The sequence below is a fragment of the Extensimonas perlucida genome, from assembly GCF_007655255.1.
Taxonomy (GTDB): domain Bacteria; phylum Pseudomonadota; class Gammaproteobacteria; order Burkholderiales; family Burkholderiaceae_C; genus Extensimonas; species Extensimonas perlucida.
This window is the reverse complement of sequence record NZ_VMYE01000003.1, coordinates 109,467-133,005: the sequence shown is the minus strand read 5'-3', so window position 1 is coordinate 133,005 and position 23,539 is coordinate 109,467. Positions and strand designations below refer to the sequence as shown.

The 23,539-nt window shown below is 67.1% G+C and carries 23 protein-coding genes and 1 other RNA gene; 16 read left to right on the top strand and 8 right to left on the bottom strand.

Features of this window, described 5'->3' with window-relative positions:
* Positions 1-144 precede the first annotated feature (144 nt).
* Complete coding sequence (locus FK527_RS04555) at positions 145-1,110, top strand: LysR family transcriptional regulator (RefSeq protein ID WP_144730383.1); 966 nt, start codon at positions 145-147, stop codon at positions 1,108-1,110.
* Positions 1,111-1,230: 120 nt separating this feature from the next.
* Here FK527_RS04555 and FK527_RS04550 read toward each other — a convergent pair whose 3' ends face one another.
* Genes FK527_RS04550 through FK527_RS04540 form a run of 3 tightly spaced genes read right to left on the bottom strand, consistent with a single transcriptional unit; the run spans position 1,231 to position 4,600 of the window.
* Complete coding sequence (locus tag FK527_RS04550) at positions 1,231-1,716, bottom strand: DUF411 domain-containing protein (protein ID WP_144730380.1); 486 nt, start codon at positions 1,714-1,716, stop codon at positions 1,231-1,233.
* A 21-nt stretch (positions 1,717-1,737) separates the two neighbouring features.
* Positions 1,738-2,757: a copper resistance protein B gene (locus FK527_RS04545; RefSeq protein ID WP_144730377.1), complete on the bottom strand. Its 1,020-nt coding sequence runs from the start codon at positions 2,755-2,757 to the stop codon at positions 1,738-1,740.
* Between the two features lie 28 nt (positions 2,758-2,785).
* The gene (locus FK527_RS04540) at positions 2,786-4,600 is read right to left on the bottom strand and encodes a copper resistance system multicopper oxidase (protein ID WP_144730374.1); all 1,815 of its coding nucleotides are present in this window, start codon (positions 4,598-4,600) and stop codon (positions 2,786-2,788) included.
* A 307-nt stretch (positions 4,601-4,907) separates the two neighbouring features.
* Between FK527_RS04540 and FK527_RS04535 the strand changes: the two genes are divergently transcribed.
* The 4 genes from FK527_RS04535 to FK527_RS04520 all read left to right on the top strand — a co-directional run bounded on the left by FK527_RS04535 (position 4,908) and on the right by FK527_RS04520 (position 8,131).
* Positions 4,908-5,828, top strand: coding sequence for an amino acid ABC transporter substrate-binding protein (locus FK527_RS04535; RefSeq protein ID WP_144730371.1), 921 nt, complete (start codon positions 4,908-4,910; stop codon positions 5,826-5,828).
* Positions 5,829-5,919: 91 nt separating this feature from the next.
* A complete protein-coding gene (locus tag FK527_RS04530; RefSeq protein WP_144730368.1) occupies positions 5,920-6,702 on the top strand; it encodes an amino acid ABC transporter permease in 783 nt (260 codons plus the stop codon).
* 2 nt (positions 6,703-6,704) lie between these two features.
* Complete coding sequence (locus FK527_RS04525) at positions 6,705-7,370, top strand: amino acid ABC transporter permease (RefSeq protein WP_144730365.1); 666 nt, start codon at positions 6,705-6,707, stop codon at positions 7,368-7,370.
* Between the two features lie 23 nt (positions 7,371-7,393).
* Entirely contained in the window at positions 7,394-8,131 is a 738-nt protein-coding gene (locus FK527_RS04520; RefSeq protein ID WP_144730717.1) for an amino acid ABC transporter ATP-binding protein, read from the top strand.
* Between the two features lie 133 nt (positions 8,132-8,264).
* On the opposite strand, the gene FK527_RS04515 is transcribed toward FK527_RS04520, so the two are convergent.
* Positions 8,265-8,828, bottom strand: coding sequence for a Uma2 family endonuclease (locus FK527_RS04515; protein WP_144730362.1), 564 nt, complete (start codon positions 8,826-8,828; stop codon positions 8,265-8,267).
* A 39-nt stretch (positions 8,829-8,867) separates the two neighbouring features.
* Positions 8,868-9,431, bottom strand: a complete 564-nt coding sequence (locus FK527_RS04510) for a Uma2 family endonuclease (protein WP_144730359.1) — start codon at positions 9,429-9,431, stop codon at positions 8,868-8,870.
* Between the two features lie 161 nt (positions 9,432-9,592).
* Here FK527_RS04510 and pyrC point away from each other — a divergent pair, with 161 nt between their 5' ends.
* Positions 9,593-10,654 (top strand): dihydroorotase, encoded by a 1,062-nt coding sequence (gene pyrC, locus FK527_RS04505; protein ID WP_144730356.1) that lies wholly within the window; start codon positions 9,593-9,595, stop codon positions 10,652-10,654.
* A gap of 213 nt (positions 10,655-10,867) precedes the next feature.
* The gene (gene htpX / locus FK527_RS04500) at positions 10,868-11,743 is read left to right on the top strand and encodes a protease HtpX (protein ID WP_144730352.1); all 876 of its coding nucleotides are present in this window, start codon (positions 10,868-10,870) and stop codon (positions 11,741-11,743) included.
* 55 nt (positions 11,744-11,798) lie between these two features.
* Here htpX and FK527_RS04495 read toward each other — a convergent pair whose 3' ends face one another.
* Both FK527_RS04495 and cysK read right to left on the bottom strand, forming a co-directional pair.
* Positions 11,799-13,673 carry an NAD(P)/FAD-dependent oxidoreductase gene (locus FK527_RS04495; protein WP_144730349.1) on the bottom strand — a complete coding sequence of 625 codons (1,875 nt, stop codon included), beginning with the start codon at positions 13,671-13,673 and terminating at the stop codon, positions 11,799-11,801.
* Positions 13,674-13,982: 309 nt separating this feature from the next.
* Positions 13,983-14,900, bottom strand: coding sequence for a cysteine synthase A (gene cysK / locus FK527_RS04490; RefSeq protein ID WP_144730346.1), 918 nt, complete (start codon positions 14,898-14,900; stop codon positions 13,983-13,985).
* Positions 14,901-15,080: 180 nt separating this feature from the next.
* On the opposite strand from cysK, the gene FK527_RS17210 reads away from it, so the two are divergent.
* Both FK527_RS17210 and rnpB read left to right on the top strand, forming a co-directional pair.
* Entirely contained in the window at positions 15,081-15,251 is a 171-nt protein-coding gene (locus FK527_RS17210) for a hypothetical protein (protein WP_186298381.1), read from the top strand.
* 20 nt (positions 15,252-15,271) lie between these two features.
* An RNA gene (rnpB, locus tag FK527_RS04485) (RNase P RNA component class A) lies at positions 15,272-15,618 on the top strand.
* Positions 15,619-15,634: 16 nt separating this feature from the next.
* Here rnpB and FK527_RS04480 read toward each other — a convergent pair.
* Complete coding sequence (locus FK527_RS04480; RefSeq protein ID WP_144730343.1) at positions 15,635-17,311, bottom strand: MBL fold metallo-hydrolase; 1,677 nt, start codon at positions 17,309-17,311, stop codon at positions 15,635-15,637.
* 119 nt (positions 17,312-17,430) lie between these two features.
* On the opposite strand from FK527_RS04480, the gene dapF reads away from it, so the two are divergent.
* From dapF to dksA, 7 genes are all read left to right on the top strand, one after another.
* Positions 17,431-18,309 carry a diaminopimelate epimerase gene (dapF, locus tag FK527_RS04475; RefSeq protein ID WP_144730340.1) on the top strand — a complete coding sequence of 293 codons (879 nt, stop codon included), beginning with the start codon at positions 17,431-17,433 and terminating at the stop codon, positions 18,307-18,309.
* A complete protein-coding gene (locus FK527_RS04470) occupies positions 18,306-19,010 on the top strand; it encodes a DUF484 family protein (protein ID WP_144730337.1) in 705 nt (234 codons plus the stop codon). Before dapF ends, FK527_RS04470 begins: the two co-directional genes overlap by 4 nt.
* A 166-nt stretch (positions 19,011-19,176) precedes the next feature.
* Positions 19,177-20,100: a tyrosine recombinase XerC gene (locus FK527_RS04465; protein ID WP_246072677.1), complete on the top strand. Its 924-nt coding sequence runs from the start codon at positions 19,177-19,179 to the stop codon at positions 20,098-20,100.
* A 14-nt stretch (positions 20,101-20,114) separates the two neighbouring features.
* A complete protein-coding gene (locus FK527_RS04460; RefSeq protein ID WP_144730334.1) occupies positions 20,115-20,312 on the top strand; it encodes a hypothetical protein in 198 nt (65 codons plus the stop codon).
* On the top strand, positions 20,309-21,535 hold the full coding sequence (locus FK527_RS04455; protein ID WP_144730331.1) for a class I SAM-dependent rRNA methyltransferase: 1,227 nt from the start codon (positions 20,309-20,311) through the stop codon (positions 21,533-21,535). Before FK527_RS04460 ends, FK527_RS04455 begins: the two co-directional genes overlap by 4 nt.
* A 110-nt stretch (positions 21,536-21,645) precedes the next feature.
* On the top strand, positions 21,646-22,704 hold the full coding sequence (locus tag FK527_RS04450; RefSeq protein ID WP_144730328.1) for a CobW family GTP-binding protein: 1,059 nt from the start codon (positions 21,646-21,648) through the stop codon (positions 22,702-22,704).
* A gap of 315 nt (positions 22,705-23,019) precedes the next feature.
* The gene (gene dksA / locus FK527_RS04445; protein WP_246072671.1) at positions 23,020-23,517 is read left to right on the top strand and encodes an RNA polymerase-binding protein DksA; all 498 of its coding nucleotides are present in this window, start codon (positions 23,020-23,022) and stop codon (positions 23,515-23,517) included.
* The last annotated feature ends 22 nt before the right edge of the window (positions 23,518-23,539 follow it).

Genomic DNA, 23,539 nt, shown 5'->3' with positions numbered 1-23,539 from the left:
ATGTAACGCCATGATAGCAAAATTCGATTACATCATCGCTAGACTTGTTGCTGGGTGGGCAATTCGGCGCTGGTCGTGATCGCCTGCCGCTACCACTATCAGCAGTGCTGACGGCGCGGCCGCGCTGCTCGCGATAATGCCCCGATGGAAACCAAGTGGCTCGAAGACTTCGTCAGCCTGGCCGAAACGCGCAGCTTCAGCCGCTCGGCGCAGCTGCGGCATGTGACGCAGCCGGCGTTTTCGCGCCGCATCCAGGCGCTCGAGGCCTGGGCCGGTACTGACCTCGTCGATCGCAGCGCGTACCCGCTGCGCCTGACGCCCGCGGGCCAGACGCTGTACGCGCAGGCGCTCGAATGGCTGCAGGCGCTGCAGGGCACGCGCGCCATGCTGCGTGCGCAGGCTGCGGCGGGGCAGGACGTGGTCGCGTTCGCGGTGCCGCACACGCTGGCTTTCACGTTTTTCCCGGCCTGGGTGTCGCGCCTGCATGCCGAATTCGGCCCGTTCAAGAGCCGCCTGGCGGCGCTCAACGTGCACGACGCGGTGTTGCGCCTCGTCGAAGGTGGCTGCGACCTGCTGATCGCCTACCACCATCCGGCGCTGCCCTTTCAGCTCGACACCGAGCGCTACGAAATGGTGCAGCTCGGCGAGGAGCTTCTGGCGCCCTACAGCAAGCCCGACGCCCAAGGACGGCCGCTGTTTCGCTTGCCTGCGCGCGCGCGCCAGGCGGGCCAGTCGTCGCGGCTGCTGCCTTTTCTCGGCTATGCGCCTGGCGCTTACCTCGGGCATTTGGCCGAGCTGCTGCTCAAGCAGGCGGGCATCGCGGGTCAGCTCGAGCGCGTCTATGAAACCGACATGGCCGAGGGCCTCAAGGCCATGGCGCTCGAAGGGCACGGGCTGGCCTTTTTGCCCCACAGTGCGGTGCGCGAAGCATTGCGCGCCCAGCAGCTCGTGAGCGCGCTGCCCGCCGATGCGCAGGCGTGCGAGGCGCTGCAATTGCACCTTTCCGTGCGCGCCTACCGCGCCAGGCCCGCGGGCAAGGACGCCGAGCGAAGCCGCGCGCAGGCGTTGTGGAGCCATTTGCAGGCGCAGCAGGTGAGTGGGCCGGTGTGAAAGCCTGGGAGGCACCGCGAAAACCCGGAGGCGGGAAACGGCCGCACGGCACCGCCACCGCCTTCGTGTGTTCTGCAGGCGTCAGTGGCGCATGAAGCCGCATCGCGGGTGGGTGCTTGTTCAGCGGTACGACCGGTAGATCGTGCTTGTGCCGTCCAGCCCGATCAACAGCACCTCGTAGGCGTCCTTGCGTCCGCCATAGGCCGGGCCATCCATGCCGGGCGAGCCGACCGGCATGCCCGGCGCCGCGAGGCCGATGGCCCGGGGGGCTGCGCGCAGCAGGCGCTGAATGTCCGTGGCGGGCACATGGCCTTCGATGGCGTAGCCACCGATCAGTGCCGTGTGGCACGAGCCATACTTCTGCGGGATGCCCAGCCGTGCGCGCGCTGCCGCGTTGCCGGTGTCTGAGGCCTGCACTTCGAAGCCGGCTGCTTGCAGGTGCGCAATCCAGTCCTTGCAGCATCCGCAGGTCGGATCCTTCCACACCTGGGCCAGTTGCCGGCTCCGCGCGATGCCCGGTGCCGCCAGCGCCAGCGTGAGCGCAGCCGCGAGCAGGGTGCGGCGCCGCGGCAGGTTCGTTTGTTTGTTGTCGTCAGTTTGGTGCATGGCTTGCCTGCCTTTCCATAGCTAAAACCAGAATCGAACACCGGCCAGCCAGCGCGTTTGCTGTGCGCGCGCACCTTCGGTGCGCAGGTAGTCGGCTGTGCGGCCGAAGCTGCCGGCGCGTTCCAATCCGAGGTACGGGGCGAGTTGGCGGCTGAATTCGTAGCGCAGGCGCAGGCCGAGGGTGGCGTGGGACAGGCCGCTGCCGATGGTGCGCGCCGGATCGTTCTTGCCGTAGAACTGCGCCTCGCCGCGCGGCTGCAGGATGAGCTTTTGCGTCAGCAGCAGGTCGTAGCTTGCCGCAAGCCGCAGCGCGCTGCGCCCGCCGTCACCAAGGTAGGCGGTCGCCTCGACTTCGAACCAGTACGGCGCCAGTCCCTGGACGCCAAAGGCCAGCCAGCCGCGGTCGGGGCCGGTGCCTGCGTCGTAGCGCACACCCAGCTGGGCGTCCCAGTACGGCGTGATGGCGTGGCCCCAGAGCAGCTCGGTGCGCGCCTCGTGCAGTGTGCCGCCGGCGGCCTCGCCCTCGGCCTTGAGCACGGCTTTGTCGAAGTCGCGCCCGAACCACGCCTGCAGGTCGTAGGCGGTGGCATTGTCGCCGCCGCGCGTGTGGGCGCGCTCCAGGCGGTCGAGCACCAGCGCACCGAAGCGGTGCTCGTCGGCCAGGCGCAGCGGGGAAACGCCGGGGATTGCATGGATGCCCGCGCCCCGCACCAGCCCATCGGAGTAGGCGTTGGGGTCGCGGACATCGCGCGGGGTCGTGCCGTCTTGACCGCCGGCATCGCCATGCTCCATGGGAGCCATGCCTCCGGGAACTGGCTGGGTGGGGGTGGTGAGGGGGGCGTCATGCCCCGTGTGCAGAGGGGTGTCGGCGGCCGCTGGCGTGGCGGCGGGTGCTTGCGGGGGCGGCGCGGCGTTGTCGTCGCTGCCATGATGGTGCGCCGCATGGTCTTGCGCCTGAGCGCTGAGCGACTGGGCTTGCGCGGGGAGCGCCGCCCAGGCCGCCAGTGCCAGGGTGAGTAGGGGAAGGGGGGTGGTTTTCATGGTCGATGCGCTGTGGGTCGGGCCGTGCTCAGGACACCACGACCTCGCGGAACATGCCCGCGTCCATGTGGAACATCAGGTGGCAGTGCCAGACCCAGCGCCCCAGCGCATCGGCTGTGACGAGCAGGCTGACGCGCTGGGCCGGCTGCACCGGCAGCGTGTGGCGGCGTGCCAGAAAGCGCCCGTCGGGGCTTTCCAGCTCGCTCCACATGCCGTGCAGGTGCATGGGGTGCGTCATCATCGTGTCGTTGTGCAGGATCACGCGCAGGCGCTCGCCATGCCGGAAGTGCACGGGCCGGGAGTCGCCGAAACTGAGCCCGTCGATCGACCAGGTGTAGCGCTCCATGTTGCCGGTCAGGTGCAATTCGATTTCGCGCCCGGGGCCGCGCGGGTCCAACGGGCCGCCCAGAGTGTGCAGGTCGGCCAGTGTGAGCACGCGCCTGCCGTTGTTGCGCAGCCCGACGCCGGGGTCGTCGAGCGCGGTGCGCGGCATGTCCACGCGCATGTCGGTGCTCGGGCCATATTCGGTGCGGGCATGGCGTACCGTGGTGCTGGGCACAGCGAGGGGGGCGGCAGCCGCCGTGCCCGGCATCGCATGATCGTGCTTCGCATGTTGGCCATGCTCCATTCCATGCGTGTGCTGTATGGCGGGCGTAGCGCCGTGGCCCGGCGCACCTGCGGAGCCGTGCTCCATCCCCATCATGTCGGCCATCGACAGCCACTGGGGTTCGTCCAGCGGCGGCACGGGGGCGCTCAGGCCGGCGCACACGGCCAGCGTACCGCGGGCATAGCCCGTGCGGTCCATGGACTGCGCGAACACGGTGTAGGCGTCATCGCGCGGCGCGACCAGCACGTCGCAGGTCTCGCCGGGGCCGAAGCGAAATTCATCCACCGTGACCGGCTCCACATCGACCCCGTCCACCTGCACGACCTTGAGTTTGAGGCCCGGGATGCGCACGTCGTAAAAGGTGTGGCCGGCACCGTTGATGAAGCGCAGCCGCACGCGCTCGCCGGGGCGAAACAGGCCGGTCCAGTTGCCCGCGGGGGTGCTGCCGTTGCACAGGTAGGTCAAGGTTTGCGCAGACAGGTCGGCCAGGTCGGAGGGGCTCATGCGCATCTGGTTCCACATGCGGCGCTTGTCGAGTGCTGCCGAGAAGCCCTCACGCGAGACATCGCGAACAAAGTCCGCCGCGGTGGGCCGGTGGACGTTGTAGTAGTCGCTCTCGGTTTTGAGCTTCATGAAGACGCGCATCGGGTCTTCGTCCGTCCAGTCCGACAGCAGCACCACATGGTCGCGGTCTGCGCGCAGGGTCTGTGGCCCGGCGGGGTCGATGATGATGGCCCCATAAAGCCCCGTCAGTTCCTGGAAGCCGGAATGCGAGTGGTACCAGTAGGTGCCGCTTTGCTGCACCTTGAAGCGGTAGGTAAAGGTCTCGCCCGGAGCTATTCCCCCAAAGCTCACGCCCGGCACGCCGTCCATCTGGTAGGGCAGGATGATGCCGTGCCAGTGGATGGAGCTCGTCTCGCGCAGCTGGTTGGTCACCCGGATGGTGACCGTCTCGCCCTCGCGCCAGCGCAGTGTGGGCCCGGGCAGCATGCCATTGACGGTGGTCGCCACGCCGGGCTTGCCGGTGAAGTTCACGGGCGATTCGGCAATCACCAGGTGGAACTCGTTGCCCTGCAGCACCGCGGCGCTTGCACCCGCTGCGGGGAATGGCTGGGCCGATGCCCGCGTCGCTGGGAGCGCGAAGCCTGCCAGCACCCCGCCCGCGGCCAGCCCCTGGACGAACCGCCGCCGCGATGGGTTTGGCAAGGCAAAGAGAAACGGCGAAGGGCGCGGCATGGCGGTGAAATCTTTCGTGGGGGCGATGCAAAAATGACCCGATGGGCCAGGGGCGGTGCTGCACATCTGTGCGGGCTGGCCCATCGCGGGCAGTGATTTTGGCCGCTGCTTCACCGCCCATGACAGTGCAATGGACTTTCCGGCAGTCACCGAACTCCCTCGCCGTCATCCCGCGTACGCACCATGCATGGGCGCGCGTGCGCCAAAAACGGTGCGAAAATTGCTTGAGTGCTGTTCTGTTACCGTGTTGCTCGGCTGTACCGCCCGGGTATAGCCGCCGAAGGAAATTTCTCACAAGGAGATTGCGATGCAAAAACGTTCTTTTGCCAAAGCTGCCCTCGCGGCGCTGGCGTTTGCAGCCCTGGGTAGCCAGGGCGCCTTGGCGCAGGCCAACGACACGCTGGCCAAGATCAAGGCCACGGGCAGCGTGACCCTGGGCGTGCGCGAGTCCTCGGGCCTTTCGTACACGCTGGGTAACGGCAAGTATGTGGGCTTTCACACCGAGATGGGCGAGCGCATCCTTGCCGACATCCGCAAACAGCTCGGCTTGCAGAAGCTCGAGATCAAATACCAGCCCGTGACCTCGCAAAACCGCATCCCGCTCGTGACCAACGGTACGGTCGATCTGGAGTGCGGCTCGACCACGAACAACCGTGCGCGCCAAAAAGACGTGGCCTTTGCCGTGACCACCTACGTCGAAGAGGTGCGCATGGCCGTCAAGGCGAATTCGGGCATCCAGTCGATCAAGGACTTGAACGGCAAGACCGTGGCCACGACCACGGGCACCACCTCGGTGCAGACGCTGCGCAAGCACGAGCGCGCCGGCGGCATCGACTTCAAGGAGGTCTATGGCAAAGACCACGCCGACAGCTTTTTGCTGCTCGAATCTGGCCGCGCCGACGCCTTCGTGATGGACGGCTCCATCCTCGCGGCCAACATCGCCAAAGCCAAGAACCCGCAGGACTTCAAGATCGTGGGCGAGGTGCTCTCGGTCGAGCCCATCGCGTGCATGATGCGCAAGGACGACCCGGCCTTCAAAAAGGCGGTCGATGACAGCATCAAGCGCCAGATCGCCGACGGCTCGCTCGCCAAGCTCTACGACAAGTGGTTCATGCAACCCATCCCGCCGACCAACACCGTGATCGGCCTGCCTTTGTCCGAAACCACCAAAGAAGCCTGGGCGCATCCGAACGACAAGCCCATGGAAGACTACGCGCTCAAGAAATAAGCGCGTCACCTGCAGCTGCCCCTTGCATGGTGGTGCATGCGAGGGGCTTTTTTGTGCGGCCTGCGTCGCACCCTGCCCGTGAGGAGGGCTTATGCATTGGGAATGGCAGGTGTTTTGCCAGGACACGCTGGATCAGGAGCCTGTGTCCGGCTGCTTCGGCCACGGCGGCAGCGTGACCTATCTGGACTGGATGTTGTCGGCCTGGGGCTGGACGGTGACGGTATCGCTGCTGGCCTTGCTGATCGCGCTGGTGCTGGGCACCGTGATCGGCACGCTGCGCACGCTGCAGGGGCACCCGCTCGTGGTGCGCCTGGGCAACGCCTGGGTCGAGCTGTTTCGCAACATTCCGTTGCTCGTGCAGATTTTCGTCTGGTACCACGTGGTGCCCGCGCTCGTGCCGGCGCTCAAGGGCGTGCCGGGCTTCGTGCTCGTGGTGCTGGGCCTGGGCTTTTTCACCTCGGCACGCGTGGCCGAGCAGGTGCGCGCGGGCATAGAGGCGCTGCCGCGCGGGCAGCGCTACGCGGCGCAGGCGCTGGGCCTGACGCCCTGGCAGGCCTATCGCTACGTGCTGCTGCCGCAGGCGTTTCGCATCGTCATCCCGCCGCTCACGAGCGAGGCGATGAACGTGTTCAAGAACTCGTCGGTGGCCTTTGCCGTGTCGGTGGCCGAGCTCACCATGTTTGCCATGCAGGCGCAGGAGGAAACCTCGCGCGGCGTCGAGATTTATCTGGCCGTGACCGCGCTGTACGTGGTGTCGGCCTTTGCCATCAACCGCGTCATGGCGCTCATCGAAAAGCGCCTGCGCGTGCCCGGCCTCGTGGTGCCTGGTGCCGTGGGTGGCAGTGTGGGTGGCGGCGTGGGCGGGGGGCATTGAGCATGCAGCTCGACTTTTCTTTCTTCAGCTGGGAGCTGGTCTCCAACTTTGTGCTCAAGGGGCTGTATTTCAGCCTGCTGCTCACGCTGGTGGCCACCGTGGGCGGCGTGGTGCTGGGCACCTTGCTCGCGCTCATGCGCCTGTCGGGCCTGCGCTGGCTGGCCTGGCCCGCGACGATCTACGTCAACGGCATGCGCAGCATTCCGCTCGTGATGGTGATTTTGTGGTTCTTCCTGCTCGTGCCCGCGCTCATCGGGCGGCCCATAGGCGCCGAGTGGTCGGCGGTGATCACCTTCGTCGCGTTCGAGGCCGCGTACTTCAGCGAGATCATGCGCGCCGGCATCCAGTCGGTGCCACGCGGCCAGGTGCTCGCGGGGCAGGCGCTGGGCATGCGCTACGCGCAGGTCATGCAGCTCGTGGTGCTGCCGCAGGCTTTTCGCAACATGCTGCCGCTGCTGCTCACGCAGACCATCATCCTGTTTCAGGACACCTCGCTGGTCTATGCGATCGGCGCCTACGACCTGCTCAAGGGCTTCGAGATCGCGGGCAAGAATTTCGGCCGCCCGATCGAGAGCTACCTCGCCGCGGCCGTGGTCTATTTCGTGCTGTGCTATGCGCTGTCGGCGCTGGTCAAGCGCGCGCAGCGAAAAATCGCCATCGTGCGCTGATGAGAAAGAACCCCATGCAAGCCATGATCGAACTCAAAAACGTCTCCAAGTGGTATGGCCCCGTGCAGGTGCTGACCGATTGCTCCACCACCATCCACAAGGGCGAGGTGGTGGTGGTGTGCGGCCCCTCGGGCTCGGGCAAATCGACGCTCATCAAGACCATCAACGCGCTCGAACCCTTCCAGCAGGGCGAAATCTACGTCGATGGCGTGCCCGTACACGGCCCCAAGACCGACCTGCCACGCCTGCGCAGCCGCGTGGGCATGGTGTTCCAGCATTTCGAGCTGTTTCCGCACCTCTCGGTGACGGACAACCTCACGCTCGCGCAGGTCAAGGTGCTCGGGCGCAGTCCTGACGAGGCCCTGAAACGTGGCCTGCAGATGCTCGAGCGTGTGGGCCTGGGCGCGCACAAGGATAAGTTCCCCGGCCAGCTCTCGGGCGGCCAGCAGCAGCGCGTGGCGATTGCGCGCGCGCTCAGCATGGACCCGATCGTCATGCTGTTCGACGAGCCCACTTCGGCGCTGGACCCCGAAATGGTCGGCGAGGTGCTCGACGTGATGGTGGGCCTGGCGCGCGAAGGCATGACCATGATGGTCGTGACGCACGAAATGGGCTTTGCGCGCAAGGTCAGCAGCCGCGTGATCTTCATGGACGTGGGCGGCCGCATTCTGGAGGATTGCAGCAGGGACGAATTTTTCGACCACCCCGAGGCCCGCCAGCCGCGCACCAAGGAATTTCTGGACAAGATCCTGCAGCACTGAGAAGCTGTGAACGAACCCGCCATGCCCGCTCATACCGCCAAAACACGTCCGCCTTTTTTCAAGCAGAATTGCCTATTTGTGCTTATGTGGTCTGCGTAAGTAGCTGCATAAAAAAGAGCAAACCAGCTTCGTTTTAGTCGATCACGTCGGCAAACAGCTGCTCTGGCGGCAGCTCCAGCCCCACGCTCGCGAGCAACACGGTTTCGTCGCGCGCAAACGGGTGCAGCACCCACAGGCCCTCGGCGCTTTTGCGAAAGCAGTCGGTGCTGCGCGTGTCCAGGTCAATGAGCGCGTATTCCTGCAGGCTCTCGAGGCGCCGGTAGTGGCTGAACTTGAGGCCGCGGTCGTACGCGGCGGTGCTCGGCGAGAGCACTTCGACGATCAGCTTGGGCTCGGTCTTGACGAGCGGGCTCGCCAAGTCGCGCGCACTGCAAGTCACCATCACGTCGGGGTAGAAGTAGCAGTTGGCCGCGGCCACGTGCAGGCGCATTTCGCTCATGTAGGTGCGGCAGGGGCTGCCGCGCAGGTGCTGGCGCAGCGCCATGTAGAGGTTGCCCGACACCGTCACGTGCCGATCCTCGGCGCCGGCCATGGCGAACACTTCACCATTGAGGTATTCGTGGCGCTCGGGCTGTTCGGCCTCCCAGGCGAGGTAGTCCTGCGGCGTGAAAACGGGTTTTTCTGCGGCTTGGCCCATGACAAAGTCCTTTGCCGGTGGATGAGAAGATGAGGTGGCTCAATCGATCACGTCGGCAAACAGCTGCTCTGGCGGCAACTCCAGTCCCACGCTCGCGAGCAGCACGGTTTCGTCGCGCGCAAACGGGTGCAGCACCCACAGGCCCTCGGCGCTTTTGCGAAAGCAGTCGGTGCTGCGCGTGTCCAGGTCAATGAGCGCGTATTCCGCGAGGCTCTCGAGGCGCCGGTAGTGGCTGAACTTGAGGCCGCGGTCGTACGCGGCGGTGCTCGGCGAGAGCACTTCGACGATCAGCTTGGGCTCGGTTTTGACGAGCGGGCTCGCGAGGTCGCGCGCGCTGCAGCTCACCATCACGTCGGGGTAAAAGTAGCAGTTGGCCGCGGCCACGTGCAGGCGCATTTCGCTCATGTAGGTGCGGCAGGGGCTGCCGCGCAGGTGCTCGCGCAGCGCAAAAGCGAGGTTCATGCTGACCGTCACGTGCCGGTCTTCGGCGCCGGCCATGGCAAACACTTCACCATTGAGGTATTCGTGGCGCTCGGGCTGTTCGGCCTCCCAGGCGAGGTAGTCCTGCGGCGTGAAAACGATTTTTTCTGCGGCCTGGCCCATGGCGAAGTCCTCGGTTGGCAAGGGGGCATATTACCGGCAAGCGCCAACGCGGGTGCGACGCTGTCCAATGATTTCAAGCGTTTTTGGCCTTTTGATTAGATACATCAAGCGCTAAAAGCTATGAATAGAGAAGCGTCCACGCCGGTGGGACAATCGCCGCCATGAACACCGCAGCCACGACCCTGACCCTGACCCGCCCCGACGACTGGCACCTGCATGTGCGCGATGGCGCGGCGCTGCACACCGTCGTGCCGCACACGGCGGCGCAGTTCGGGCGCGCGATCATCATGCCCAACCTGCGCCCGCCCGTGACCACGACGGCGCAGGCGCTCGCCTACCGGCAGCGCATCCTCGCCGCCGTGCCAGCGGGCCAGCACTTCGAGCCTCTCATGACGCTGTACCTCACCGACCAGCTCGCGCCCGCGGAGGTCGAGCGTGCGCACGCGGCTGGCGTGGTCGCGGTCAAGCTCTACCCGGCCGGCGCCACGACCAACAGTGATGCGGGCGTGACCGATTTGCGCAAGACCTACCCCACGCTCGAAGCCATGCAGCGCCTGGGCATGCCGCTGCTGGTGCACGGCGAGGTCACCGACCCCGCGGTCGATGTGTTCGACCGCGAGGCCGTGTTCATCGACACGCGCCTGATCCCGCTGCGGCGCGACTTCCCGGCGCTCAAGATCGTCTTCGAGCACATCACCACGCGCGAGGCCGCGCAATACGTGGCCGGCAGCGACGCCTATACGGCCGCCACGATCACCGCGCACCACCTGCTGTTCAACCGCAACGCGATCTTTCAGGGCGGCATTCGCCCGCATTACTACTGCCTGCCCGTGCTCAAGCGTGAGGTGCACCGCCAGGCGCTCGTGCAGGCGGCCACGAGCGGCAGCCCCAAGTTCTTCCTGGGCACCGACAGCGCCCCGCACCCCGCGCACCTCAAGGAGCACGCCACGGGCTGCGCGGGCTGCTACACCGCGCACGCCGCGCTCGAGATGTACGCCGAAGCCTTCGACGCGGCCGGCGCGCTCGACCAACTCGAAGCCTTCGCGAGCTTCCATGGCCCGGCCTTTTACGGCCTGCCGCGCAACCAGGGCCAGGTGACGCTGCGCCGCGAAAGCTGGACGCCGCCCGAGCGCTTTGCCTTCGGTGAGGGCGAACTCAAGCCGCTGCGCGCAGGCGAGGCGCTGCCCTGGCGCTTGGTGGGGCAGGGCGGTTGTTGCGCGTAGCCAGCCGAGGCTCCACATTTCGGCCCCGGCATGTGGGCTTTTTATCCGTAGGGAAATTTTGCTTTTTCCCTTTCTTCTTATCATGCGCCGCTGGCTGCGGCACGTCCTAAAAAGAAAAAAGCACAACATCGCGTGGCTGGGCTGCTTATTGAACCGCCATGCGTCGCCCCTATGTGCGGCGCAGTCGCCCTCATACATTGACGAGGAAAATCCATGAAACGCATCTTTCTGTTCCTGCTGACCAACCTCGCCGTGGTGGTCGTGCTGGGCATCGTTGCCAGCTTGCTGGGCGTGAACCGCTACCTCACGGCCCAGGGAATGAACTTTGGCGCCCTGCTGGGCTACGCCTTCGTGATCGGCTTTGGCGGCGCGATCATCTCGCTGCTCATGAGCAAACCCATGGCCAAGTGGAGCGCGGGCGTGCAGGTGATCACGCAGCCGGGCAACGCCGCCGAAGCCTGGTTGCTCGAGACCGTGCGCCAGCTGGCCGACAAGGCCGGCATCGCGATGCCCGAGGTCGGCATCTTCGAGGGTGACCCGAACGCCTTCGCCACGGGCGCGTTCAAGAATTCCGCGCTCGTGGCGGTCTCCACGGGCCTGCTCGAAAACATGACGCACGAGGAGATCGAGGCCGTGCTGGGCCACGAGATCGCGCACATCGCGAATGGCGACATGGTCACCATGACGCTGATCCAGGGCGTGATGAACACCTTCGTGGTGTTTCTCTCGCGCGCCATCGGCTACGTGGTGGACAGCTTTCTGCGCCGCAATGACGAGCGCGACAGCGGCCCGGGCATAGGCTACATGGTTACCACCATCGTGCTCGATATCGTGCTGGGCTTTCTGGCCGCGATCATCGTCGCCTGGTTCAGCCGCCAGCGCGAGTTCCGTGCCGATGCCGGCTCGGTGCAGCTCTTGGGCCGTCGCCAGCCCATGATCAACGCGCTCGCACGCCTGGGGGGCCTGCACCCGGCCGAGCTGCCCAAGAACATGGCGGCGTTCGGGATCGCGGGCGGCATAGGGCAGCTTTTCAGCACGCACCCGCCGATCGAGGAGCGTATCGCGGCGCTGCAGTCGACGGGGGGCTGAAAAGCGCACTGGCGGCTGAGCCTGCGCTGGCTTGGGCGCAGCCTCAGCCTCAGCCTCAGCCGTAGGCCATGTCCAGCCGGTGGGCGCGCTCGGGCGCAGGCGCGGGCACGCCGAACAGGTGGCAGCCCAGCGCTTCGGCCACGCGGATGCCGTCGACGCCGGCAGACAAAATGCCACCTGCGTACCCGGCACCTTCGCCGGCGGGGTACAGGCCGCGCACATTCAGGCTCTGGTAGTCGGCGCCGCGCGTGATGCGCAGCGGCGCCGAGGTGCGCGTTTCCACCCCGGTCATGAGCGCGTCGCTGCGGTCGTAGCCGCGGATTTGCTGCCCCATGGCGGGCAGGGCCTCGCGCAGGGCCTCCACGGCGTAGCGGGGCAGCATCGTGGACAGGTCGCTCAGGGTCACGCCGGGCTGGTACGAGGGTTGTACCGCGCCCAAGGCGGTCGATGGTCGTGCCGCGAGAAAATCGCCCACGAGCTGGGCCGGCGCCAGATAACCTCCGCCCCCGGCGCGGTAGGCGGCGCTTTCCAGCTGGCGCTGCAGTACCACGCCGGCCAGGGGGTGCACGGCGGCTTGGTCCGCCAGCGCTGCGGCCTCGCGGGCGTAGTGTGCGCCGGCCTCTTCGCCGAAGGCCGCGGCCCATGCTGCCGGGTCTGCGCCTGGAAAATCCTCCGGCCCTATGCCCACCACCAGCCCTGCGTTGGCATTGCGTTCGGCGCGCGAATACTGGCTCATGCCGTTCGTCACGACGCGTTCGGGCTCGCTGGTGGCTGCCACCACCGTGCCGCCCGGACACATGCAAAAGCTGTAAACCGCGCGGCCATTGCGTGCGTGGTGTACCAGTTTGTAGGCCGCCGCGCCCAGCAGCGGGTTGCCCGCATGGCGCCCCCAGCGCGCGCGGTCGATCAGGCTTTGCGGGTGTTCGATGCGCACGCCGATGGAAAACGGCTTGGGCTCCAGAAACACGCCGCGCTGGTGCAACTGCGCAAAAGTGTCGCGCGCGCTGTGGCCCAGCGCAAACACTACCCGGCTGGCGTGCAGCACGTAGTCTTGTCCGCGCTCCAGGTCGTGCACTTGCAGGCCGCGCAGCTGGCGCGGGCCGTGCGCGGACGGCTCGATCAGCACATCCGCCACGCGCTGCGCGAAGCGCACTTCGCCGCCCAGCGCCGTGATGCGCGCGCGCAGCGCCTGCACCACCTTGACGAGTTTGAAGGTGCCGATGTGCGGGTGCGCTGCGTAAAGGATTTCGGGCGGCGCACCGGCCTCGACGAAGGCCTGCATGACGCGGCGGCCGAGGTGGCGCGGGTCCTTGATCTGGCTGTAGAGCTTGCCGTCCGAGAACAGGCCGGCGCCGCCCTCGCCGAACTGCACGTTGGATTCGGCCTTGAGCACGCCGCGCCGCCACAGGCCCCAGGTGTCCTGGGTGCGCTCGCGCACCGGGCACCCACGCTCGAGCACCAGCGGGCGCAGGCCCATCTCGGCAAGCGTCAGCGCGGCAAAGATGCCGCAGGGCCCGAAGCCCACGACCACAGGCCGATCGCCATCGGCCGGGGCCCAGTCCAACGGCGCGGTCGCGGGCGCACGCCACACCATGTCCGGCGTGGGCTGCACGTGCGGGTTTGCCGCGTGCCGTGCGAGCACGGCGGCTTCCTGCGCGGGCTCGGTGAGCGCGACATCGACGATATACACCGCACGCAGCGCAGCACCGCGCGCGTCGAAGCTGCGTTTGTGCACGCGCAACTCGGCAAGCGCGGCGTCGGGCAGGCCCAGGGCTTGGCACACGAGGCCGCGCAGCGCGGCAATGGGGTGTGGCGGCGGCGCACGGTCGGCGGCAGTCTCGGCTGGCGCGTCGGTGGCACGGCGCGCCGCGGTGCGCGCCTCTATGGGCAGGGCTTCCAGCGGGAGTTTGAGCTCGGAGATGCGGATCATGCGACAAGGCCCGTGGCAATCGGGCAAGAATGGAACCCAGATTGTCCATGAGGCGGTGCTTCGCACCTATGCGGGCGCTGGCGGACGTCTGACGGCCATTTTGGCCGCTGCTTCGTCGTCCATGGCACCGGCCATGCACTCCTCAGCAGCGGCCAAACAGCCTCGCCAGCCGCCTCGCCATCATCCCGCATCCTCATGGACAATCTGGGTTGAACCCGGATTGTCCATGAGGCGCCGCTGCGCACCTGCGCGGGTGCTGGTGGACGGCTGGCAGCGGGCGGCCATTTTGGCCGCTGCGCGAGCCGGGCATCATCCGGGCAAAAATCCTTCGACCGACAGATAGCGCTCGCCCGTGTCGTAGCAAAAGCCCAGCACCTTGGCGCCTGCGGGCAACTCGGGAAGTTTTTGCGCGATGGCTGCGAGCGTGGCGCCCGAGGAGATGCCCACGAGCATGCCCTCTTCGCGCGCGGCGCGGCGGGCGTATTCGCGTGCGGGCTCGGCGTCGATCTGGATCACGCCGTCGAGCAAGGATGTGTCGAGGTTCCTGGGCACGAAGCCAGCGCCTATGCCCTGGATGGGATGCGGCGCCGGTGCGCCGCCCGAGATCACAGGCGAAGCCGAGGGCTCGACGGCGAACACCTTGAGGTTTGGGAACTGGGCCTTGAGCACGCGCGCCACGCCCGTGAGGTGCCCGCCCGTGCCTACGCCGGTGATGAAGGCGTCCAGCCCGTCGGGAAAGTCGGCCAGAATCTCCTGCGCCGTGGTTTGCATGTGGACGGCCACGTTGGCCGGGTTCTCGAACTGTTGCGGCATCCAGGCGCCGGGGGTGCTGGCGACCAGTTCCTGGGCGCGCTCGATCGCGCCCTTCATGCCTTTTTCGCGCGGCGTGAGGTCGAAGCGCGCGCCGTAGGCCAGCATCAGGCGGCGCCGCTCTATGCTCATGCTCTCGGGCATCACGAGGATGAGCTGGTAGCCCTTGACCGCGGCCACGAGCGCGAGGCCTATGCCGGTGTTGCCCGAGGTCGGCTCGATGATGGTGCCGCCGGGGCGCAGCTGGCCCGTGCGCTCGGCCTCTTCGACCATGGCGAGCGCGATGCGGTCCTTGATCGAGCCGCCGGGGTTGCTGCGCTCGGACTTGATCCACACCTGCGCGCTGGGGCCGAACAGCCGCTGGATGCGCACGTGGGGCGTGTTGCCTATGGTTTGCAGGATGTTTTCGACTTTCATGGCGTCTCCGGGAAAAGCGGGAAGTGAAGAGGGCCATTGTGAAGCAGCCGATGCGCGGTTGGTGCGATATGGATATGCGCTGCGAAGATAAGCGGCGCTTGATGTGCATCAAGCCGTCATGGCGCCAGCGTGCAACGATCGCGCTGACAATCTGCGTTTCACACTCCACAGGCCAGAACCATGAATTTGCTGCACCACAACATCATTTTGCTGACCATAGGCTGCGGGTTGCTGTTGATTGGCTTTTCGGGCCGCAGATACCGCTGGGGGCCAGGGGTGATGCTCGTGGGCATCATTGGCTTGCTGTTCATGATTGCTTACAACATTTATGGGCTGCTTTATCAGCCCTGATTTGGGATAATCCACCCTGTGAAGCACGCCAGACCGCCGCTGGTGCAAGCTGGGAAACCAGGCACTGGAGGAAGGTCCGGACTGCACAGGACGGCGTAGCAGCTAACGGCTGTCCACCGTGAGGTGAGGATCAGAGCAACAGAGACGAGTCTGGGTGCGCAGCACCCGGGGTGAAACGGGCAATCTCTACGCGCAGCAATACCAAGTAGGCCAGTCTGAAGCCCTCGCGGCTTCGCCCTGTGGTTCCGCAGGGAGCGCTGGCGGGTAGGTAGCACCGAGCCGTGGTGGCGACACCCGGCCCAGATGAATGGCGGTCAGCTTCGGGCGACCGAAGCCACAGAATCCGGCCTATCGGCGTGCTTCACTTTTTCTTTTTCGCCAGATCAGTCATTCCCCGGCTGCATGGCCTCGATGCGCTCCACGTGCGCGAGCAGCGAGCGCTGCGCCATGGGCCAGAGCTGCTCGGGCACGTCGTCGTAGGCGCTGCGCACCCAGTCTTCGAGGCTGCCGTCGGGGTGTGCCTGCATTGCGGCGAGCACTTTGGCCTCGCGCGCGAGGCGGTGCGCCTTGAGGTGCGCGATCGCCTGGCGCGCAAAGCCGAGCACGTGGCCGTGTGCGGGCAGGATGAACTCCACGCCGTGCTGCGCGCACAGCGCGTCGAGCTTGTCGAGCGAATCCAGGTAGTCCGTCATGTGCCCGTCGGGCGGGTTGACGATGGTGGTGCTGCCATTGAGGATGTGGTCGCCGCTGAATAGCAAGGCGTCTTCGCGCAGCAGCAGGCACAGATGGTTGGCCGCATGGCCGGGCGTGTGGATGACCTGCAAAGTATGCGTGATTTTGCCGTCTGGTCCTTGTCCTTCAAGCGTAAGCAGCTCATTGTCTTGTAGTGCCCGGTCGGGCGTGAAGGCCCAGGCCGCCTGCGCCGTGGGGGCCGAGGGCAGGCCCAGCACGGGCGGCCGGGGGCGGCCGTATTGCGCGACCAGCGCGGCGAGCGGTGCGGCGCCCGGCGAATGGTCGGGGTGCGAATGCGTGCACACGATCATGCGGATGTCGCCACCCGCGGCGCGCCAGAGTCTTTCGAGGTGCTCGTGGTCGGCCGGACCGGGGTCGATGGCGATGTAGCCCGTAGCCGGGTCGCCCACGAGGTAGCTGTTGGTGCCGGGGCCGGTCATCACGCCGGGGTTGGGCGCCGTGAGGCGCTGCAGGTTCTTCAAAAGCGGCACGGGCTGCTCGCTTTGCCAGTCCAGCGTGTGGTGCAGCTGTCCGTCGGGGCAGACCAGGGCCAGTTCGCCGTAGGGCATTTCGTCTTCCATGTAGTGCGCGGGCCTGCCCGCGAGCAGGCCGCCGCGCGGGCAGCTGGTCCACAGCGGCTGCTCGCTCGCGCAGGCGCGCAGCACGGCTTCGACGCTGTCGAAGCGCGCGAGGCGCTGCAGCGTGCGTATGGTCGGGAAGATCATGAAAAACTGCCCGGCCTCGTGGCGCGCGAGCGCATCGACGGGGCGCACCCAGACGGGCTCGAACTGCTCGGCCTCGTCGGCCACGGGCGTTTGCCCGGGCGGCATGCGCGCGATGAGAAAGGCCACGTCGAAGCGCTTGGGCATGTCGCGGTCGGTGATCCAGCGCGCGAGCGTATAGACGCCCTCGGCCGCCAGGCGCAGGCCGCGCGCCTGGCACTGCGCGAAGAACGGCGCATGCCGATCCAGCGCTGCAAGGTCGGATTCGTCGGCCATGCGGCCGTCGGCGTGGCGCGCGAGCAGCACGCCCAGCTCTTCGTAGCTCTCGCGGATCGCGGCGATGGCCTGCGTGAGCTGCGCGTCGTCTTGCGTCGGTCGGCGGTCGGCGAGCGCATGTGCCTGTGCGTCTTCGGCGTCTATGCTGCCGCCGGGAAAGACGTAGGCGCCGGGCACGAAGCTGGCCTTGGCCGAGCGGCGCGTCATCAGCACTTCGAACTGGTTTTTGCCGTCGGGGTTGGGCGCGTCGCGCAGCAGCAGGACGGTGGCGGCGGGGCGCGGCGTGACGAGCGCGCGCTGGGGGTGCAGGTATTGGCTGGGGCGTGGCATGTGCCGCATTATGGAGACTGTCGCGGCGCTTGTCTAACGATCGTTTGGTTTGATCTGTGCGCGCAAAGAGGGCGCCAAAAAAGGCCAAGGGCGGCGGGCGAGCCGCGATAATCCGCGCCATGCTGATCCGCTTTACCAAGATGCAGGGTGCGGGCAACGATTTCATCGTGCTCGACGAGACGCAGGGGCGCCTGAACCTCTCGCCCGCGCACTACCGTTTGCTGGCCGATCGCCACTTTGGCGTGGGCGCCGACCAAATTTTGAGCGTGCGGCCCGCGCCCACGCCCGAGGTCGATTTCGAATACGTGATCCACAACGCCGACGGCGGCGAGGTGCAGCAATGCGGCAATGGCGCGCGCTGCTTCGCGCGCTACGTGCGCGAGCGCGGCCTCACGCACAAAGACCGCATCCGCGTGCAAACCCGCGCCGGTGTGATCACGCTGCAGCTCACGCCCGATGGCGAGGTGACCGTGAACATGGGCTGCCCGGTGTTCGAGCCGGCGCGCGTGCCCTTCGATACCCACGACCTGCAGCCCGTGCCCCAGGGTTCAGGGCAAAAATGGCCGCTAACGCTTGATGGACAAGCGCAAGCTGCTCCTGTTTTCGTTAGCGTCGTGTCCATGGGCAACCCGCATGCGGTGCTGCTCGTCGAAGACGTGGATGCGGCTCCGGTTGCGCAGCTCGGGCCCTGGATCGAGCGCCACCCGCGCTTTCCCGAGCGCGTGAACGTGGGTTTCCTGCAGGTCGTGGCGCGCGACCACGTGCGCCTGCGCGTGTACGAGCGCGGCGTGGGCGAGACGCTCGCCTGCGGCACGGGCGCGTGCGCCGCCGTGGCCGTGGGCGTGCGCCTGGGCCTGCTCGACCACGCGGTACAGGTGGACACGCGCGGCGGGCGCCTGCGCATCGCCTGGGGCGGGCGCGACACCGACCCCGTTTTCATGACCGGCCCGGCCACCACCGTGTTCGAGGGCCGGATTCAAATTCCCGACACCCCATGACCACTCCTACGCCACCAACCACCCCGCCTATCGCCCCGATCACCGAGGACGACATCGCCGAGTTTCTCATCCAGACGCCGGGCTTTTTCGAGCGCCATGCCGAGGTGCTCGCGAGCGTGCAGCTCACCAGCCCGCACGGCGGCCGCGCCGTGAGCCTGCAAGAGCGCCAGGCCGAGCTGCTGCGTGAAAAAATCAAGGGCCTGGAGCTGCGCATCATGGACATGGTGCGCCACAGCAGCGAAAACGCCGCCATCGCGCACAAGGTGCACCAGTGGGGCCTGGCGCTGCTGCAGACGGCCGACGCGCACGATCTGCCCCAGGCCGTGGTCGATGGCCTGTGCACCTTGTTCGACGTGCCGCAGGTGGCGCTGCGCGTGTGGGACGTGGCCGAGTCTTACGCGCAAGCGCCGTTCGCGCAGGGCGCGAGCGCCGATGTGCAGGCCTTTGCAAGCTCGCTGACCATGCCGTTTTGCGGCCCCAACCTGGGCTTCGAGGCCACGGCCTGGTTGCCCGACGCGGCGCAGGTGGCGTCGGTCGCGCTGCTGCCGCTGCGCGCTGGCGCCCTCGAAAGCGCCACGCCGGCGCTGGGCCTGCTGGTGCTGGGCTCGCCCGACGCGCAGCGTTTTCAGGCCACCATGGGTACGGAATTCCTCACGCGCATCGCCGAGCTCGCGAGCGCGGCGCTCTTGCGCCTGCGCTGAACGCTACGGAGCGCCGCGCCGCGCCGGGCCGCAACCGCTTTCCTTCGCCACCACCGTGTCCGAACCCGCTTCGACCGCGCCTGTCGCAACTGTGACCACGCCTGCGGCCCCGTCCCCGGCTGAATCTGGCGTACCCGACGCGCGCGTAGCGCCCGCGGAGCCCGCCGTGCAGCGCTACCTCGACTACGTGCGCTACGAAAAGCGCCTGGCCGAGCGCACCTGCACGCTGTACGCGCTGGACCTCGAAAAGCTCGCGCGCTGTGCGGCCGAGGCGGGCATGCCGCTGCTGCAGCTGCAAAGCGCGCACATCCGCCGCAGCGTCGCGCAGATGCACGCCGCGGGGCGCAGCGGGCGCGGCATCGCGCTGATCCTGTCGGGCTGGCGCAGCTTTTTTCGCTGGGCCGTGCGCCAGGGGCTGGTGGCGCACAACCCCGTGCAGGGCGTGCGCGCGCCGCGAGCGCCGCGCCCGCTGCCCAAGGCGCTGGGCGTGGACGAGGCCGTGCTGCTGGCCGATTTCGCCCAGCCAGCGGCCGACCCCTGGCTCGAAGCACGCGACGCGGCAATGGTCGAGCTGCTTTACGGCAGCGGCCTGCGCGTGGGCGAGCTCGCGGGGCTCGACGTGGCGGCCAGCCCCGAGGCCGAGCGGCAGGGGCGCGGCTGGATCGACCTACAAGCTGGCGAAGTGCAGGTGTGGGGCAAGGGCGGCAAGCGCCGCAGCGTGCCCATGGGCGCCGCGGCGCAGCAGGCGCTGCAGGCCTGGCTTGCGCTGCGCACCGCGCCATTTGCGCACGGCGCAGTGGACGCCGCGCTCTTCCTCGGGCGGCGCGGCAAGCGCCTCACCACGCAATCGATCTGGGCGCGCGTGCGCCAGCGCAGCCAGCAGGCAGGCCTGCCAAGCGCCGTGCACCCGCACATGCTGCGCCACTCGTTTGCCAGCCACGTCCTGCAGTCCAGCGGCGACCTGCGCGCCGTGCAGGAGCTGCTGGGCCACGCGAGCATCGCGAGCACGCAGGTCTATACGCGGCTCGACTTTCAGCACCTCGCCAAGGTCTATGACGCCGCACACCCGCGCGCGCGGCGCAAGCCCTAGGAGCCTGTCGGGCTTTGGGCGTCGAAAGCGAGAATGCGCCCCGGCGAGGCCAGTTTTTGCCGGATGCGCAGCCCCATAGTGGTGCTATGGGGCAAGAAGTCGGTAAAAAATGGGCCGCTGCGGTGCATTCGCCGCCGACGATTCCAAAGCCCGACAGGCTCCTAGCTCCACACAGTTCTGATTGGGCGCAGCACGCGCCAGCCTCACCATGAAAACCATCCGCCTGCACCCCGGCAAAGAGCGCTCGCTGCTGCGCCGCCACCCCTGGATCTTCGAGTCGGCCATCGCGCGCGGCGGTGGCGACAGCGGCGAGACGGTGCGCGTGGTTGCGCACGAGGGGCAGTTTCTCGCCTGGGCGGCGTTCAGCCCGCACTCGCGCATCCGCGCCCGCGTCTGGAGCTTCGACGAGACGCAGCGCATAGATGCTTCCTTTTTAGAAGCTGCTTGCGCCCGTTCCATAAGCGCTAGAGCCCGATTTGGCATTCAAAGCGAAGGCCTGCGCCTGGTGCATGGCGAATCCGACGGGCTGCCCGGCATGGTCGTCGATCGCTACGCGGACACGCTGGTCGCGCAGTTCACGAGCGCCGGCGCCGAGCGCCACAAGCAGACGCTGGCCGACGCGCTGCTGCGCGCCACGGGCTTGCGCAAACTCTACGAGCGCTCGGACGCGAGCGCGCGCAAGCTCGAAGGGCTGCCGCCCGCGACGGGCTGGCTGCGCGGCGGCCCGGCCAGTGCCGAGGCGCCTGCGCCGCCGCTCGAGCTGCGCATCCGCGAGCACGCCTGGCAGTTCTCGGTGCACATCGCCGAAGGGCACAAGACGGGGTTTTACCTCGACCAGCGCGACAATCGCCGGCGCTTTGCCGACTACGCCGAGCGCCTGCGCTTTGCGCGCGTGCTCAACTGCTACTGCTACACCGGCGGCTTCACCGTGGCCGCGCTCGCGGGCCTGCGCGCGGCAGGCGTGCAGGGGGCGCAGGTCTGGTCCATCGATTCTTCGGCCCCGGCGCTGACGCGGGCGCGCGCGCACGTGGAGCTCAACGGTTTGGACGCGGCCCAGGCGCATTTCCTCGACGCCGACGTGAACGCCGCGCTGCGCGAGTTCCTGCAACGGGGCGAGCGCTTCGACGCCATCGTGCTCGACCCGCCCAAGCTCGCGCCCACCGTTGCCCACGCCGAGCGCGCCGCGCGCGCCTACAAGGACATCAACCGCCTCGCGCTGCAGCTGCTTGCGCCGGGCGGGGTGCTGTTCACCTTTTCGTGCTCGGGCGGCATCAGCGCCGACTTGTTCCACAAGATCGTTGCCTCGGCCGGCGCCGACGCGGGTGTCGATGCCTACATCCTCGAGCGCCTGGGCGGCGCGCCCGACCACCCGATGACGCTGGCCTTCCCCGAGGGCGAGTACCTCAAGGGGCTGGTGGTGATGCGCAAGGCTTGAGCGCACGCAGAGGATTGCGGGACTACACTTGCCCGTTTCGGGCGCAGGCACGGTGGCGCGTGCCGCACCCTGGTTTTTAGAGAAAGCACGCTTTTGGAGAAAGCAAGCCCATGTCCCTCATTCCCGCGACCATCCTGACCGGCTTTCTGGGGTCGGGCAAAACCACCTTGCTCAAGCGCTTGCTCACGGAGGCCCATGGCCAGAAAATCGCCGTGATCGAAAACGAGTTCGGCGAGGAAAACATCGACAACGACATCCTCGTGACCCAGTCCGAGGAGCAGATCGTGCAGATGAGCAACGGCTGCATCTGCTGCACCATCCGGGAAGACCTGCGTGCCTCGTTGCAGCTGCTGGCCGCCAAGAAGCGCAAGGGCCTGCTCGACTTCGACCGCGTCGTGATCGAGACCACGGGCCTGGCCGACCCCGGCCCCGTGGCGCAGACCTTTTTCATGGACGACGAGGTCGCCCAGAGCTACTTGCTCGACTCGATCATCACGCTGGTCGATGCCAAGCACGCCCAGCAGCAGCTCGACGACCGCCAGGAGGCGCGGCGCCAGGTGGGCTTTGCCGATCAGATCTTCCTCTCCAAGACCGACCTCGTGAGCGCCGAGGACACCGAGGCGCTGATCCACCGGCTCAAACACATGAACCCGCGCGCGCCGATCAAGGCGGTGCACTTCGGGCAGGTGCCGATCGACGAGGTGCTGGACCTGCGCGGCTTCAACCTCAGCGCCAAGCTCGACATAGACCCCGACTTCCTCAAGGAAGAGGGCGACGCGCACGCGCACCACGAGCACGAGCACGAGCACGAGCACGGTGCGCATTGCGACCATCCCTCGCACGGGCATGGCGGGCGCCACCACCACCATGACGACGACGTCAAGAGCTTCGTTTACCGTGCCGAGCGGCCGTTCGATCCGGCCAAGCTGGAGGACTTCCTCGGTGCCGTGGTCAACATCTACGGCCCGCGCATGCTGCGCTACAAAGGGGTGCTGCACATGCTGGGGACCGATCGCAAGGTGATATTCCAGGGCGTGCACCAGCTCATGGGCAGCGACTTGGGGCCGCAGTGGGCGCCGGGCGAGCCGCGCACGAGCAAGATGGTGTTCATAGGCATAGACTTGCCGCAGGACATCTTGCGCCAGGGGCTGGAGCAAAGCCTGGCGTGAAATGCGGGTGTTGCGTGGGGGTGTTTCATTCTTGCCAAGGGCATGCCCACAATGCGCGCGCCTCTATACAATCGCGCCCCGTTGAATGCAAGCCCGCATGCAATCTGACTGTCTGGCAGCCCCATGGGTCGGCCCGGCTCGCTCCACCCCACCGACAGCAAGGAGACAGGAGTCCATTTCCTAAGTCCTAAGCGCTGACCTGCCCAAAGTCCGGCAGTATCCTGGGGGGGCATGGCACTTGCCTTGCGCCCCTGCGCCACCCAGCAGAATGACCTCTTAGCCCGCTCCGCCGCCGTCTTTGCCAGTTTTACGACCATGTCCAGTACCGCATCCGTGCAGCCCAAACCCGTTCTCGTGAAGAAAAACCCCAAGCTCGCCGACCATTGGAAAACCAAGTCGGCCGAGGAGTTGAGCGACGCCGAAGTGCTCGCCATGCCCGACAGCGAATACATGAACGAAAAGCAGCGGGCATTCTTCCGCCACAAGCTTTTGCAGCTCAAGCAGGAAATCCTGCAAAGCGCGGGTGAGACCACCGAGCACCTGCGTGAAGACACGGTGGTGGTGCCCGATCCGGCAGACCGCGCCACCATCGAAGAAGAGCACGCGCTCGAGTTGCGCACGCGCGACCGCGAGCGCAAGCTGCTCAAGAAGATCGACCAGTCGCTCGCACGCATCGATTCGGGCGACTACGGTTACTGCGATGAAACCGGCGAACCCATAGGCGTGGCCCGTTTGCTCGCGCGCCCCACGGCCACCTTGTCGCTCGAGGCGCAGCAGCGCCGCGAACTCAAGCAAAAGCTGTTCGGCGACTGAGGGCCAGAGGCGACGAAGCGCA